This window comes from Pseudomonas sp. B6001 (assembly GCF_013386015.1).
GTDB lineage: Bacteria > Pseudomonadota > Gammaproteobacteria > Pseudomonadales > Pseudomonadaceae > Aquipseudomonas.
Genome location: NZ_JACAOX010000015.1, coordinates 136,304 through 151,650, shown reverse-complemented (window position 1 = coordinate 151,650; position 15,347 = coordinate 136,304). Strand labels below are relative to the sequence as shown.

Below are 15,347 nucleotides of genomic sequence, written 5' to 3'. Positions count from 1 at the left end.
CTGTAAGAGCGGAACCAATAGAGGCCGTTACCCAAACAACGGATATGTACCCTCAACCGTGCTTCTTGTAACGACGAATCCGAATATCCGCCTGCTCCTTGTGCCCCGCAAACCCTTCCATCCCGCAAAGCCGCGAGCAGTATTCCCCTACCAACACCGAAGCCTCATCCGTCAGCACCCGCTGGTACGTGCACGTCTTGATGAACTTGCCGACCCACAGCCCGCCGGTGTACCGCGCAGTCCCGGTGGTAGGCAATGTGTGGTTGGTCCCAATCACCTTATCGCCATAGGAAACGTTGGTGCGCTCACCAAGGAACAACGCGCCGTAATTGGTCATGTGCTCCAGGAAATACAACGGATCGCGGGTCATCACCTGCACGTGCTCGGAGGCGATGCGATCGGCTTCCTGCACCAGCTCGTCGACGCTGTCGCACAGGATGATTTCGCCATAGTCGCGCCAGGCGACAGAAGCAACCGGTGCGGTGGACAGGATCGCCAACTGCCGCTCGATCTCCGCCGGCAGGGTTTGCGCCAACTCCGCACTGTTCGTCAAAAACACCGCAGGCGAATTAACCCCATGCTCCGCCTGCCCCAACAAATCGGCAGCGATGATTTCAACATCGCTGCTGTCATCAGCAATCACCAGTGTCTCTGTAGGCCCGGCAATCAAGTCGATACCAATCTTGCCGAACAACTGACGCTTGGCCTCGGCCACATACGCATTACCCGGCCCAACGATCATATCCACCGGCTTGAACGTATCGGTGCCCAACGCAAACGCAGCAATCGCCTGCACCCCGCCCACGCAATAGATCTCATCGGCACCCGCCAAATACATCGCCGTCACAATGGCCGGATGAGGCTTGCCATCAAACGGCGGCGCGGCCGCAACAACGCGCTTCACCCCGGCCACCTTGGCCGTCAGCACGCTCATATGCGCCGACGCCAGCAACGGGTACTTGCCGCCCGGAATGTAGCAAGCCACCGAGTTCACCGGAATATTGCGATGCCCAAGGATCACGCCAGGCAAGGTCTCGACTTCCACATCGTGCATCGAGGCTTTTTGCACCTCGGCGAAGCGCCGGACCTGGGCCTGGGCAAAGGTGATATCGCCGATTTCCTGCTCGGACAGGCTCGCCACGCAGGCGGCAATTTCTTCGTCGCTCAGCCGGAAAGATACAGGCGACCACTGATCAAACTGCTTCGAGTATTCACGTACGGCCGCATCGCCGTTACGGGCGACGTTGGCGATGATGCGCTCAACGGTATCGCGGACTTGGGCGGCAATCTCGGCTTGGGCTTCGACCGGTTTAGGCGTTTTCAGGTAACGAATCATCAGTGGCTCCAGGTGGTTCTTGAGGGCACGCGACATGCCCCCGGCATTGGCAACCATCTTTTCCTACCCCCCTGCCCCGGGCAATTTCGCAGCCTCCCTATTGGTGACGCAACCTGACGCAACACAGACGCAGTGTTGAAGCACTGCGGCGGGCTGCTGACGTTATTCGTATAACCCCCGATGAAAAACATGTAAGCCCCATTGACTTAGGGATTCGGAGTGATAGGTTAAATAAGCGGTTATACGTATAACCTAACAATCACACCCAACGTAAAGAGGTGATCAACCGTGAGTCGAGTCTTGTATCTATTCGGTGGCTGGCCCGGCCATTTCCCCTACGAAATTGCGGCATGGGCGCGCACCGTTTTCCAGGAACTGGATTTCGAGGTCGAAGAGTCCACCGACATCTTCACACTGGACAGGGACTTGACCGGTTATGACCTGATCGTGATCGGCTGGAACAACGCCGTCACCACCGAGACGCTCACCGCGTCCCAGGAAAACCGCCTGCTGGAAGCGATCGAAAGCGGCACCGGCCTGGTGGGTTGGCACGGCGCAGGCGCGGCGTTTCGCGCCAGCCTCAAATATCACTGGGTGCTCGGCGGCTCATTCCTCGAACACCCGATGGGTGAAGGCTTTCCCCACCCGTACCAAGTCAACGTCATCGACCACAGCCACGAGGTGACCCAGGGCGTCGAGGATTTCGAGGTACGGTCCGAGCAGTACTACATGCAGGTCGACCCGAACATTCATGTGCTGGCTGAAACCACCTTCGACGGCAACCCCTTCCCCTGGCTCAACGGCCATCGCAGCCCGGTGGCCTGGGTGCGCCAGTGGGGCCAGGGGCGGGTGTTCTATCACTCCATCGGGCACGACACCAGCAACCTCGCCGACCCGAATATCCGCCGCCTGACCAAGCAAGGCCTGAACTGGGCGACACGCGGGCGTGCAGCCAGTACCGCCGAGGCAACCCCCTCCGTTTCATCAACCCAAGGAGTCCTGTCATGACTAAATTGACCGGCAGCCAGATCGTGGCTCAAACCCTGAAAAACTATGGCGTCGAATACGTCGCCGGTATTCCCGGCCACGGTATCTGGACCCTGACCGACGCCTTCCTCGAAGAAGACTCCAAGCTCAAGTTCATCCAGGTGTTCCATGAGCAGAGCGCGGTGCACCTCGCCGACGGTTACTACCGGGTGAGCGGCAAGCCGATGGCGGCAGTGACGTCCATCGGTGCCGGCGCCGCCAACACGGTAATCGGCATGGCCACCGCGTTTACCGACTCCACCAGCCTGATGCTGATCACCGGCGGGCCACCCACCCACATGCGTGGCCATGGCTTGCTGCAGGAGCTGGAGCGCTACACCGACAACGACTTCCCGAAAATCGCCGAGGCCGTGACCAAGCGTCATTGGGTGGCGACCCGTGTTGAAGAGTTGCCGTTCATGATGCACCGCGCCTGGAGCGCAATGGTCACCGGACGCCCCGGGCCGGTGCACCTGGAAATCCCGATGGATGTGCAGGCCGAGGCCGCTGAAGTGACCCTGCATGCCCTCGAAGAGCGCACCCCGATCGGCAAATGCTTCCCGGACCCAGCAGCCACCGCACGCGCAGTGGAAGAGCTGAAACTGAGCAAGCGCCCGGTGCTGGTGATCGGCGGCGGCGTGATTACCGGCGAAGCCAGCGCGGAATTGTTCGCCCTGGCCGAAGCCTGGAAGATCCCGGTGGTCACCACCTGGAACGGCAAGAGCGGCTTCCCGGAAGATCACCCGTTGTTCGCCGGCAGTGTCGGCCAGACCGGCACCCTGTGCGGCAATAAAGTCGCGTCCACCGCAGACGTGATCATCGCCGTGGGCTGCCGTTTCACCGACTGGTCGTCGTCCAGCTACGCCAAGGGCGTGACCTTCGCGATCCCGCCGTCGAAGCTGATCCACATCGACATCGACCCGCATGAAATCGGCAAGAACTACCCGGTGACCGTGGGCATTTGTGCCGACGCCAAATACGCCCTCGCCGCCATTGTCGAAAGCCTGAAAGGCGAGACGGTTGAACGCGAAGAGTACCTGAGCGACCTGCGCGGTTATCAGGAAGAATGGGAAACCAAACTGGCGGGCCGTCGTGACTCCGATCGCTTTCCGTTCACCTCGCAACGCCCCCTCGGCGCGCTGCGCAAAGTGTTCCCGCGGGACACCATCGTGGTGGTTGGCTCGGGCAACACCCAGGGCGCGGTCAAGCAGACCTTCCCGGTCTATACGCCACGTACCCACCTGACCTCCGGCGGCTTCTCGTCCATGGGCTGGGCCGTACCTGCGGCCATCGGTGCGAAGTTGGCGGCGCCTGACCAGCCGGTGGTGTGCATCCTCGGGGATGGCGATTTCCTGATGACCTCCCAGGAAATTGCGATCTGCGTGACCAACAATATCCCTGTGGTGTTCCTGATCCAGAACAACGCCGGCTACATGTCGATTCGCGGTGGCCAGCGCAAGCAGACCAGCCGCCATATCGGCACTGAGTTCAACCACCCGGACGGCACGCCCTACAGCCCGGACTTCAAGGCGGTGGGCGAAGCCTTCGGCCTCAAATCCTACCGTGTGGAGCGCCCGGAAGACCTTGAGCCTATCCTGCAGGAAGCGCTGGATTTGAATGTGCCGGTGCTGATCGAAGTACCCACCGACCGCGATGCGGCTGGCCCTTGGGTGCCCGGCTGGTGGGACTTCCCGATTCCGGAATACATCACCGACGAACGCCAGGATGAGTACTGGCAAATCCGTAATTCCGAACAACACCTGTAACTGCCGGAGCGGCTCACATGAGTGATGCATTGATTTCGCATCATGCAGAGCTGAATCCACAACCGGGGGCGCCGCGCGAACCGCGCGCCCTCGACGTGGTGACACCTGATGCAGATGGCACGATCAACTGTGACGTGGTGATTATCGGCTCGGGCATGGGCGGTTCGACCTTCGCCCATGCCCTGCGTGACAGCGGGCTGGATATTGTGATCGTCGAACGAGGGGATTTCCTGCCCCGGGAAATCCAGAACTGGAGCGCTGAAGCGGTGTTCGGCCAAGGACGCTATCGCAATGCCGAACCGTGGCTGGACCAGGCCAACCAAGCATTTTCGCCGGGGGTGTTTTATTACGTCGGCGGCAACACCAAATTCTACGGCGCCATGCTGCCACGGTTTCGCGAGGCGGACTTTGGCGAGATCCAGCATGCCGAGGGCGTGTCGCCTGCGTGGCCCGTCAGCTACGCCGAGTTTGAACCCTGGTACGCCGAAGCGGAAAAGCTATACCGCGTGCATGGCCAGGCCGGCATTGACCCCAGCGAACCCTGGCGTTCAGGACCCTTCCCGCAACCGGCACTCAAGCACGACCCGGCCCTGGTTGCGCTGGAACAAAGCATGCAGCGTGCCGGACTCAAGCCGTTCGTGATGCCGGCGGCGGTGGACTATGGCGATGGCGGCGATTGCGTATTGTGCTCAACCTGCGATGGCTATCCGTGCCTGGTGGAGGCCAAGGCCGACGCCGAAGTTTCTGCGCTCAGGCCCGCCCTGCGCAGTGGCAGCATCCGGCTGATGACTCGCACCACGATCCGGCAGCTGAACACCGATAACGATGGCAAAACCGTGACTCAAGCGCGGGGTCTGTTCGATGGACGCGAGGTGACACTGCGTGCCAAACGCTTCGTGCTGGCGTGCGGCGCAGTCAACAGTGCGGCATTGCTGTTCAAGTCTGCGAACGCTCAACATCCTCATGGCCTGGGCAATAGCTCTGGGCAGTTGGGGCGTAACTACATGGTGCACAACAGCACCTTCATGCTGGCGGTGGACCCGCGACGCAAGAACAACGTGACCTTCCAGAAAACCCTGGCCATCAACGACTGGTACAGCGCCAGCCCGCACAACGCATTCCCCTTGGGTAACGTGCAGATGCTGGGGAAAATCCGCGAGCCGATGATCAGTGCCATGCGGCCCTGGCTGCCGAAATTCGCTTCACGCTATATCACTGACCACAGCGTAGACCTGTACCTGACCTCGGAAGATCTGCCGACCCAGGACAACCGCGTCACCTACGACACACAGCGCGGTGCGATCAAGGTTCACTGGACGCCGAACAACCTCAAGGCCCATGAAGGACTGGTGAACAAGGCCACCCAAACCATGCGTGATGCAGGGTATCCGCTGATCCTCAAGGCGCGCATGGGCATCGCGACGAACTCCCACCAGTGCGGCACTGCCGTGATGGGCAAGGACCCAACCACCAGCGTGCTGGACCTGAACTGCAAGCTGCATGACCTGGAGAATGTATGGGTGGTGGACAGCTCGTTCTTCCCGTCGTCGGCGGCGGTTAATCCGGCACTGACCATCGCGGCGAATGCCCTCAGAGTAGCGGCACACTTCAAGGGGCAGCCCGGGTAAAGGTGGGAGCTGGCTTGCCTGCGATGCAGTCGACTCGGTCTGTCAGTGGTATTGAGTCGATGCCATCGCAGGCAAGCCAGCTCCTACAGCGATCCCTTACCAACGGGATCAGGCGTCTGCCTGCTGGATACTGCGGGTCGAGGTACGCACCACCAGCTTGGTGGCGAAAATCTTTTGCTCGGGCGCCAGCGGCGCATCAGCCGGGGCATTCAATTGCTCGGTCAGCATGCGTGCGGCGTACACGCCCTTCTCCACCATGGGTTGGGCAATGGTGGTCAACCCGAGCTGCACCGCCTCGGGAATATCGTCGAAGCCGATCACCGAAAGCGTCTGCGGGACTTGGCGACTGAGGGCGTGGGCGGTTTTCATGCAGGCAATCGCCATCACATCCGAGCACGCCACCACTGCCGTGACGTCGTTGGAGGTCAGCAATGTGAACGCTGCGGCCTGGCCGGACGTGGAATCCAGCCCACCGGCCTCGATCACGCTCAGGTCTTCAAACGCCAGGCCCGCGGCGGTGGCCGCCTCCACGTAACCGGTGAGGCGTTCGCGGACAATCCGCTCACTGGCACTTTTGAAGCGTTGCAGGTCAATCGGGCCGCGGTAACCATCCGGGTTGAGGCGGTCAATGATGACGCCGATCTTGCGGTGGCCCAGGTCCAGCAGATGCTGCATTTGCGTGCGAGCCGCACCGCGATCGTCGATGCCGACAAAAAACGAATTCTCGACCAGCGGCGAGTCGATCACCACGAACGGAATACTGTGCTTCACCACCGCCAGCACCGCCGGGTGATCATCGGGCAGGGTCGAGATAATCAGGCCATCCACCAGCCCGCGCAGGGCCAGGCTGCCGTGGCTCGCCGCCGGGCCCCGGCCCACCAGGCGGTTGTTGTTGAGCGGAAACAGTGTCAGTGCGACATTTTCCAACTCGCCCACTTCACTGATGCCGCGCAGCATGGCGATGGTGCACGGGTCGGCAAAGGCCAGGGACAACTTGTCCATCATCATCAACCCGATGGCGCCGATCTTGCCCGAGCGCAGGCTGCGGCCCAGCACATTGGGGCCCGGGTAGCCCAATGAAGCGGCCACCTCGAGGATATGCTCGCGCTGGGCCGGGGACAGTTTGGAAGGTCGGTTGTAGGCGTAAGACACCGCAGGCTGGGACACCCCTGCCGCCAGTGCTACGTCTTTCATTGAAACGGCCATCGCTTGCTTCCCAATCCTTTTGAAACCTCATGCGAGGTCATGAAAAAACAGGCGCTCAGTGTACCCGTTGAGGGGAAACCTTCGGAACCAGTCGTGTGGCACTGAACATGATTGCGACCATCAGCGAGGCAACCGCCAGCAGCGCCCAGGATAGATTCGTCGCGTGGGCGAACAAGCCGATCACCGCCGGGCCCATCAGGATACCCAGATAACCGAGGCTGGTGGCAGCGGCAATCGCCAGTTCCCCCGGCATGGTCTTTTGCGCGCCCGCCAGCGACAGGTACACCGGCGCGATATTGGCCAAACCGATGCCGATGACCGCAAACCCCACCAGGTTCACCTGCCAGTTCGTCGCGAGCACCACCGTGAGAAAGCCCAGGATTACAATCAGGCCACCGCCCACCAGTACTAGCCGGGCGCCGAGCCTGAGCAGAATCCGGTCGCCACTCAAGCGCCCCAACGCCATCATCACGGCGAAGCAGGCGTAGCCCAGGCCTGCAATGGAAGGCTCGACATCACGCACCTGGGTCAGGAACACCGCGCTCCAGTCGAGAATCGCACCTTCGGCCAGAAACGCGAACAGGCACAGCACCCCCAGCACCAGGACTTTACGCGTGGGCCGCACAAAGATCGGGCTGCCCTCTTCGCCGCTGCGCCCGAGCATCTGGCGCCCGTAACTCAGGACAAACGCAGCCAGTGCCGCCATCACCGCGCTGCTGGCCAGCAACGGCGTGGCGCCCAGCCAGAGCAGCGCGGTGATCCCCGCCGCACTGACAATCGTGCCCAGGCTGAACAAGCCATGAAAACCCGACATCAAGGACCGCCCGGTCGCACGCTCAACCATCACGCCCTGTACGTTCATCGTCACATCCACTGCGCCGCACCCTGCACCGAACACGGTCAGGGCAAACATCAAGCCCAAGAATGAATGTGTGGTCGCCAGCAGAGGCAGCGTCAGAAACACCAGGGCGATGCCGATGTGCATGGTAAAGCGGCAACCTTTGCGGGCGTTCAGGATGCCCGCCAGCGGCATCATCACCAGTGAGCCGAGGCCCAGGCACAGCAACAGGATGCCCAATGCGCCGTCGTCCACCCCGGCCCGGCTGCGCGCATAGGGAACCAGCGGCGCCCAGGCGCCCATGCACAGGCCGGACAGCAGAAACGTCAAGCGGTAGGCCGACATATGCGGCGTGGAGCACGGCAATAACAACTCTTGAGACGACACGGAAACCCCAATACCTGAACAGTTGGAGTTATACGTATAACTTAAAACTCAAGCGCCAGCCACTGCCTTGTTACTGTTACATATTCTGGATTGATAAAACATTGACAGCCCACAGGGTGCAGGTTTTACTTCCGCAAGGTTATTCGTATAACCCAAAATTGCATAACCACCCCACAAAAACAAAAGGGACCATGCAGCGTGATAAGCACTTTCCAGAAAACCCCGATCCCCCCGCGTATTCGCAAGGCACGTATCGCCACCTTTCTCGGCTTCATGATGATCGGCGCCATGATGTACATCTGGTCCACCGGTGTAAGCGTGTTCAGGACCCAGCTTGGCCTGACGGGAGAACTCGGGGACTCGAGTTTCGGCCTGATTGCCCTCGGGGTCGGTGTCGGTTCCGCAGCCGGTGCGCTGCTGGTCGGGCGGCTGCTGGACACCTTCGGCGCCAAGCCGGTAATTACCCTTGGCGCCCTCGCCTATCCCCTTTCGATTATCCCGCTGGGCTTCGTCAACGGTTTCTGGTTTGCGCTGTGTTTCGGCTCTGTGCTGGGGCTGTTGCGCGGCGCCCTGGATACCGCCTTGAATGCCCACGGCGTGCAGGTTGAACGGTTTTATCGACGCTCGATCATGTCCGGCTTCCATGCCTTCTATTCCCTGGGCGGCTTCCTGCTGGGCATGGCATGCAGTTGGCTGACCCGGTTCTACACCGACAGCGTGCTGGTGCCTTACACCGTACTGGGCCTGGCGATGTTCATTCTGGGCTGTGTGTTCAGCCGATGGTTGCTGGGCAAGCATGATGTGCCCGACGCCCAGCTCGACGACTGGCAAGCCGGCACCCAGTCCCGGGACGAAACCGGCAAGGGCCCTTCGGCCAAGACACTGCTGGTGATGATCGCTCTCGGCACCTTGCTGCTGGGCAGCATGATGGGCGAAAACGCAATTGCCGACTGGGGCCAGGAATACATTCGCCGGGAGTTCGCGACCACCACCTCGACCGCAGGCATGGCGGTCTCACTGTTCGTCGGTGCGTCATTCGTGGGGCGTCTTTTTGGCGACCGCCTGGCCGCTGCGTTCGGTAATGCGCAGGTGGTGTTTGGATGCGGTACTTTGTGCGTCCTCGGCATGATCACCACGATATTGGGCGGTACGGCCGTGACCGGCGTTGTCGGCTTCGCGCTGTTTGGCCTCGGCCTTTCGTGCATCGCACCGTTGATGATCTCCGCCGCCGGGCGCCGGGACCCGGCACATGCCGGGCGCAATATCGGCATCGTCAACTGCATCGGATTTTCCGGGATGCTGGTGGGCCCCGCCGTCATCACCGTCATCGTCAGCAACTTCGGCCTGAGCAAGCTGATGTTCTTCCCGCTGGTGATGCTCGGTTTGCTCGCGACGTGCGGCCCACTGCTGATGCGCGCGCCGAAGAAAACCGTTGCCCGCGGCAAAGCGCAAACCGAGGTGTGAGGGAGGCACGCATCGTCACTGCACCGGCAGGAAATTCATCAGCAGCAAGCTTTGCGCGTAGTTGAGCCCGATGCGCCGGTAGCGTTCGTCGAGCATCTGGGTCAACAGGTCGAGGCGCGCGACGATCTTGCCGAACTCCACGGCAAAGCTGAGGTTGCTGCCCGCCTCCGAGATCTCGTTGGAGAACAGCAACAGCGAGCCATTGGCATCCTGGCGCTGACTGAGCAGCCAGGTGGCCTTCTCGATATTGCGCGCGGCATTGCTGACGAACTGCGGGTTGATCGAGTCCGTTATATAAAACTCGGTGCGCCCGCCGTGTGCCGTCACCAGCATGCTGCCGATCGCGTAGATGAAGGCGCCTACCCGGTCGCCGCGAAACTCCGGGCTCAGGGAATAGCTCAGCGCCGCCAGGTCGCGACGATCCCCCAGGGCAGGTAGCGGTTGGCGAAGTTCGATGGCCTGGCGGATTTGCCGGGCGGCGGTCACCGCGTCGGTGTAACCCGATTGACGCCACTGGTTGGGGTTGCGCAGGTAGAGCTTGCTCATCAGCAGATACAGGCTTTGCAGGTTGTCGCGCATGCTCAGGGTGGCCATGCGATCAACGCTGGTCTGGAAGAACTCGTCGGGCTTGCCGTTGCTGAACTGCGTGGCAATATCGCGCCCCTGCTGCTGGCTGCAACCGTTGGCGCAAAGCATCAAAACCGCAGCCAGCCACAGCGGCTGACGCATCCATCGGGTGATAAAAACAGGTAACGTGCGATCCATCGGCACCAGGTCTGGGTCTGCTGTCCACGCCGGAAATTAGTGTGGTCGGGACAGAGATAGATCGGAAGAACGGGAAAAAGTGCAGTGAGGGCGGCAAACCAATAATTTTTCCAGAGGTGCATCCACTTTGATCCTTGGTACGTAGATTCAATACCCTCACCCGGAGGGCACAAGCACCAAGGAGATACATCATGCACGCCATCTACAAAAAAATTGCTGCCGTTGCCTGCTTTACGATCCTCTCCGTCACCACATCCCTAAGTTTTGCCGCCGACACCGTAATGGTGGGCGGCGCGGCGATGTATCCGACGAAAACCATCGTCGAAAACGCAGTCAACTCAAAGGACCACACCACTCTGGTGGCGGCGGTCAAGGCAGCCGGACTGGTGGATACCCTTAACAGCAAAGGCCCGTTCACCGTATTCGCACCGACCAACGAAGCTTTCGCCAAGCTCCCCGCAGGCACCGTGGATACGCTTGTGAAACCTGAGCACAAAGCCGATCTCACAAAAATCCTGACCTATCACGTGGTGGCTGGCACTCATACCTCTGCACAACTGATGGCCGACGCCAAGAAGAACGGCGGTACCGTGATGTTGAAAACCGTGCAGGGTGAGTCGCTGACGATCAAGCTGCATGACGGCAAACTGTGGGTGGTGGATACCAAGGGTGGCAAGGCCAGCATCAGCATTGCGGATGTGATGCAGTCCAATGGCGTGATTCATGTGGTTGATTCGGTGCTGATGCCGTAATCGTCGCTTGACACCGAAAAGCCCGACGCAGTGTGCGTCGGGCTGATTCGGATGCTTCAGTTGTCGGGGTGTTCACTCGCGACAGAATCAGCCGCATCCACATCCGACATATCCTCTTCCAGAGGGGCATCATCGTCCGGTGGTAGAGGCGCTTCAGGTTGATCGCGCCGAGGATCATGCCCGGTTTCATTGTCTGTACCGCGCGTTACGCCTTGCTGGGATACATTCCCAGGGGCCTTCTCGTTAATTTCCATGCTGGCTCTCCGTTCTAGCGCGGGATGTCCGTGCTTGAACATGAGAAACGATGCGGTGTCGCGAGTGCCGGCCGATGGACGAACGGTGGGGATCAATTTCATAACGGCCCTAACGCTCCGAGAGACTCTATCCACCGCAGGATCGCGGGTTTCTCTGCTGGTTTTTCGCCAATGCAACACACCTCGGGGTCGGTGAGAGAACACCAGACAGACACCGGGTCTCCCACTCGCAAGCCATACGAGGCTTTACGAAGCGCCGTCGTTGACCAAGCGTCAACCGTCTCGTTGAGAGACTTGTGAAAGTGCTGCCGATTGACGCTATAGCTGAAGCTCATGAACTGGCGTCCGGCCCACGATGCCTCACGCCCGACGAAGGTTACGTAGCCAGGCACCACTTGCCCCGCGTCCATGGCGCTCATGAGTTCTCTCCTGAAAACAGCCCGGAAACACGTTTGTTTTTTATGCTTTTACACTGTTATAGCTCAGAGGCCCGCAGCGCGACAGGTCCTTGGTCGCCGCCTCCGGTGAGGCCTGAAACTGACTACCCGTTATGTCTGACATACATTGACATATCGGTAATTCTCGATATGATCGCGCCATGGACTTACTCGAAATATTCAAAGCCCTCTCAAACCAGACACGCCTCGAAATCCTGAAAGGTTTGAAGGACCCCGAGAAGAACTTCCCTGCACAAGATGAAGGGGACGTTCACACGGTGGGCGTGTGCGTCAGCAGTATTCAGGAAGGCATCGGGCTCTCGCAGTCGACGGTGTCCGGTTACCTGGCAACGCTGCAACGGGTGGGCCTGGTCGAAGTCAGGCGCATCGGCCAGTGGACTTACTACAAGCGCAATGAAGCCACCATCCGCAGGCTTGCCGAGATAATAGGGAAAGATTTGTAGTTTTTTTATCACAGAATATCGAGATTTCGCGATATCCCTTTTTGTCGAAACGAGGAAATGCAATGAAGGCGTTGATACTCAAGTCATTTGGCGGCCCGGAATCATTCGAACTTCGCGACGTTCCCAAGCCCGTTCCGCACACGGGGCAAGTCCTGGTCCGCGTACACGCAACCTCCATCAACCCGCTGGATTACCAGGTCCGACGTGGCGACTACGCTGACCTGGTGCTGCTACCGGCGATTACCGGGCATGACGTATCGGGGGTCGTTGAGGAAGTCGGGCCGGGGGTTACGTCCTTCGCGCCAGGCGACGAAGTCTGGTACACCCCGCAAATATTTGACGGACCCGGCAGCTATGCCGAATACCACGTGGCGGCCGAAGGCATTATCGGGAAGAAGCCCCCTGCCCTGAGTCACCTTGAAGCGGCAAGCCTGAGCCTGGTCGGCGGCACCGCCTGGGAAGCGCTGGTGGTGCGTGCAGCCCTCAGGGTGGGAGAAAGCATCCTGGTGCACGGCGGCGCGGGCGGCGTCGGCCATGTGGCGATCCAACTGGCGAAAGCCATTGGCGCCCAGGTGTTCACCACCGTACGCGACGTCAATGTCGAGTTCGCGCGAAGCCTGGGCGCGGACGTAATCATCGACTACGAAAAGGAAGATTACGTCGACGCCATCCTGCGGGAAACGGGTGGCCGTGGCGTTGATGTGGTGTTCGATACCATCGGCGGCACCACATTGTCCCGTAGCCCGGACGCGCTTGCGCAACTGGGTCGCGTGGTCACGATTGTGGACACGGCGCACCCCCAGAACCTCGTCCAGGCCTGGGGCAGGAACGCGAGTTATCACTTCGTCTTCACACGACAGAACCGCGGCAAGCTGGATGAAATGAGCGCACTGATCGCCAACGGTCAACTGCGGCCACACGTTGGCGCGGTCTATTCCCTTGCCGACATCCCGCTCGCCCATTCCCGCCTGGAAAGCCCCAACAACGGCATTCAAGGGAAAATCGCGATTGCCGTGTCCGCCGGCTTACAGGAGGATTGGCGCAACGGTGCTTGAGCTGATCGCACTGAACCACTTTTTTGGAGAGCACGGGTAAATGGCAGAACTGATGGAAATGCTCGACGGCCCAAGGACCGCACAGCAGGAACTGTTCTACGACCTCGAAGATGCGACGGCCGTTATCGCCTGGTCGGTCAATCAATTGGCCACTATCGCCGGGGTCGCCAAATCACCCGACGAAGCAGTCGCCCTGATGAAGATGGGTGCACTGCTCGCGGCTCAGCAGGAAAAGCTCAGCGGGTACGCGGATGAGGTGAAGGCCGGAAGGATTGTGCGAGGAGAGGATCACTCGTGATAAATACGCTACGCACCCAACAACCTTTCACATCCCTTTCACACTCGAGCGCTTATCGTCACTCCAGCTCCTAAGTGAACACCTTTAAGCCCGCACTCCCCATCGCGGGCTTTTCTTTGCCTGGAATTTGGTAAAAGGGATATCAAAACCTTCATCCAGTTTCATTTGTTGATGGCCTGGGCTGTCGCCTTAATGCTCCCACACGAACTCGTGCACAGGAGCAAAATATAATGAAAAAACGTCAACCGTTACTTCAGCTCAATACCTTGGCCGTGGCGCTGGCATTTGCCTTGCCGGCCATGAGCTATGCCAGCGATCAGTCCGACTCCAAGGGCTTTGTCGCCGACAGCAGCTTGAATATCCTCAACCGCAACCTGTTCTGGAACCAGAACGGCAACGGCGCCCACACCCGTGACTGGAGCCAGGCGCTGATGGCGACCTACAGCTCGGGCTTCACTCAAGGCACCATTGGCATCGGCATTGATGCGTTTGCCGACCTGGCGTTGCGCATCGACGGGGACACCGACCGCGCCGGTGGCCCGAACATACCGTCCGACGCCAATGGCAATCCGGATCATGGCTTCGCGAAGGCCGGTGGTGACGTCAAGTTCCGTATTTCCAATACCACGCTCAAGGTCGGCGACCTGCAGCCTACGTCGCCGGTGTTCGCCACCGCCGATAACTACCTGATGCCACAGACCGCAACAGGCTTCCAGATCGACAGCCATGAAATCACCGGCCTGAACCTGGAGGCCGGCCATTACACCTCCGGCACCGGTACCACCACCACCTCGCGCAGCGGCGACATTCTCGCCAGCTATGCAGGCGTGGAAGCGTCGTCGGCCAGCTTCGCGGGGGGCAAATACCAGTTCAGCAAGGAATTCACCGCGTCGCTGTACGGAGCACACCTGGAAGACGTGTGGAATCAGTACTACGTCAACCTGAACCTTGTTCATCCACTGACCGATGACCAATCCGTCGCGCTGGACTTCAACCTCTATCGCACACTGGACGACGGCAGCGCCAAGGCCGGGACCATCGACACCACCGCAGCCTCGCTGGCGGCTGCCTACACCCTGGGTGCACAGACCTTCACCCTGGCCGGGCAGAAAGTGCATGGTGACGAGCCGTTCGACTACGTCGGCTTTGGGGAGACCAATGCCGGCGTCGGTGCCGGGCGCTACGGCAACTCGATCAACCTGGCTGACTCGGTGCAATACTCCGACTTCAACGGCCCGGGCGAGCGGTCCTGGCAGATGCGCTATGACCTGGACATGGGAGCCTTTGGCGCCCCCGGCCTGAGCTTCATGGCCCGCCATATTCGCGGTGCCGGCATCGACGGTACGCATACCCCCGGCAATTCGGCCTACACCGGGTTCTATGGCGCCAACGACCAGGAACACGAAACCGACGCCGAAGTGAAATACGTCGTGCAGAGTGGCCCGGCCAAGAAGCTGTCCTTTCGCCTGAGGGAAGCCTGGCACGATGGCGATGCTTCCACCGGGGGGCATCTGGTGCAGACACGCCTGATTACCGAGTACCCGTTGAATATCTTCTAAACAGGCGGGAGTGCCCGGTTGATGGATCTACCGGGTACTCTGCGTAGCCAGGTATTGATCGGTAGGCGTTTTGATTCCACACACAAAAAAAGGCGCTACCAAGAGCGCCTTT

General features: G+C 60.2%; 14 protein-coding genes. 9 read left to right on the top strand and 5 right to left on the bottom strand.

The window, feature by feature from the left end; translation table 11 throughout:
* Nucleotides 1-52: 52 nt before the first annotated feature.
* Nucleotides 53-1,336 (bottom strand): histidinol dehydrogenase, encoded by a 1,284-nt coding sequence (hisD, locus tag HX821_RS16710; RefSeq protein WP_008431521.1) that lies wholly within the window; start codon nucleotides 1,334-1,336, stop codon nucleotides 53-55.
* A gap of 288 nt (nucleotides 1,337-1,624) precedes the next feature.
* On the opposite strand from hisD, the gene HX821_RS16705 reads away from it, so the two are divergent.
* The 3 genes from HX821_RS16705 to HX821_RS16695 are packed head-to-tail and all read left to right on the top strand — an operon-like array spanning nucleotide 1,625 to nucleotide 5,756.
* Nucleotides 1,625-2,344, top strand: coding sequence for a ThuA domain-containing protein (locus tag HX821_RS16705; protein ID WP_032898774.1), 720 nt, complete (start codon nucleotides 1,625-1,627; stop codon nucleotides 2,342-2,344).
* Complete coding sequence (locus HX821_RS16700) at nucleotides 2,341-4,128, top strand: thiamine pyrophosphate-binding protein (RefSeq protein ID WP_102604522.1); 1,788 nt, start codon at nucleotides 2,341-2,343, stop codon at nucleotides 4,126-4,128. The genes HX821_RS16705 and HX821_RS16700 overlap by 4 nt, the downstream gene beginning before the upstream one ends.
* 17 nt (nucleotides 4,129-4,145) lie before the next feature.
* Nucleotides 4,146-5,756 (top strand): GMC oxidoreductase, encoded by a 1,611-nt coding sequence (locus tag HX821_RS16695; protein ID WP_177036088.1) that lies wholly within the window; start codon nucleotides 4,146-4,148, stop codon nucleotides 5,754-5,756.
* 108 nt (nucleotides 5,757-5,864) lie between these two features.
* On the opposite strand, the gene HX821_RS16690 is transcribed toward HX821_RS16695, so the two are convergent.
* Nucleotides 5,865-6,962, bottom strand: coding sequence for a LacI family DNA-binding transcriptional regulator (locus tag HX821_RS16690; protein ID WP_008431528.1), 1,098 nt, complete (start codon nucleotides 6,960-6,962; stop codon nucleotides 5,865-5,867).
* Nucleotides 6,963-7,017: 55 nt separating this feature from the next.
* On the bottom strand, nucleotides 7,018-8,145 hold the full coding sequence (locus HX821_RS16685) for an MFS transporter (protein ID WP_050550296.1): 1,128 nt from the start codon (nucleotides 8,143-8,145) through the stop codon (nucleotides 7,018-7,020).
* A gap of 243 nt (nucleotides 8,146-8,388) precedes the next feature.
* Here HX821_RS16685 and HX821_RS16680 point away from each other — a divergent pair, with 243 nt between their 5' ends.
* Entirely contained in the window at nucleotides 8,389-9,651 is a 1,263-nt protein-coding gene (locus HX821_RS16680) for an MFS transporter (protein WP_177036092.1), read from the top strand.
* Nucleotides 9,652-9,666: 15 nt separating this feature from the next.
* Here the strand turns inward: HX821_RS16680 and HX821_RS16675 are convergent, their stop codons facing one another.
* Entirely contained in the window at nucleotides 9,667-10,416 is a 750-nt protein-coding gene (locus HX821_RS16675; protein ID WP_032898777.1) for a hypothetical protein, read from the bottom strand.
* 191 nt (nucleotides 10,417-10,607) lie between these two features.
* On the opposite strand from HX821_RS16675, the gene HX821_RS16670 reads away from it, so the two are divergent.
* Nucleotides 10,608-11,168, top strand: a complete 561-nt coding sequence (locus HX821_RS16670; protein ID WP_177036087.1) for a fasciclin domain-containing protein — start codon at nucleotides 10,608-10,610, stop codon at nucleotides 11,166-11,168.
* Nucleotides 11,169-11,224: 56 nt separating this feature from the next.
* On the opposite strand, the gene HX821_RS16665 is transcribed toward HX821_RS16670, so the two are convergent.
* Complete coding sequence (locus HX821_RS16665; RefSeq protein WP_023658951.1) at nucleotides 11,225-11,422, bottom strand: hypothetical protein; 198 nt, start codon at nucleotides 11,420-11,422, stop codon at nucleotides 11,225-11,227.
* Nucleotides 11,423-12,020: 598 nt separating this feature from the next.
* Here HX821_RS16665 and HX821_RS16660 point away from each other — a divergent pair.
* The 4 genes from HX821_RS16660 to HX821_RS16645 all read left to right on the top strand — a co-directional run bounded on the left by HX821_RS16660 (nucleotide 12,021) and on the right by HX821_RS16645 (nucleotide 15,235).
* A complete protein-coding gene (locus HX821_RS16660; protein WP_003219649.1) occupies nucleotides 12,021-12,323 on the top strand; it encodes a helix-turn-helix transcriptional regulator in 303 nt (100 codons plus the stop codon).
* 62 nt (nucleotides 12,324-12,385) lie between these two features.
* Nucleotides 12,386-13,378, top strand: coding sequence for a zinc-dependent alcohol dehydrogenase family protein (locus HX821_RS16655; protein ID WP_177036086.1), 993 nt, complete (start codon nucleotides 12,386-12,388; stop codon nucleotides 13,376-13,378).
* 40 nt (nucleotides 13,379-13,418) lie between these two features.
* Entirely contained in the window at nucleotides 13,419-13,676 is a 258-nt protein-coding gene (locus HX821_RS16650; RefSeq protein WP_003219645.1) for a hypothetical protein, read from the top strand.
* Nucleotides 13,677-13,906: 230 nt separating this feature from the next.
* On the top strand, nucleotides 13,907-15,235 hold the full coding sequence (locus HX821_RS16645; protein ID WP_003219643.1) for an OprD family porin: 1,329 nt from the start codon (nucleotides 13,907-13,909) through the stop codon (nucleotides 15,233-15,235).
* Nucleotides 15,236-15,347: the final 112 nt, after the last annotated feature.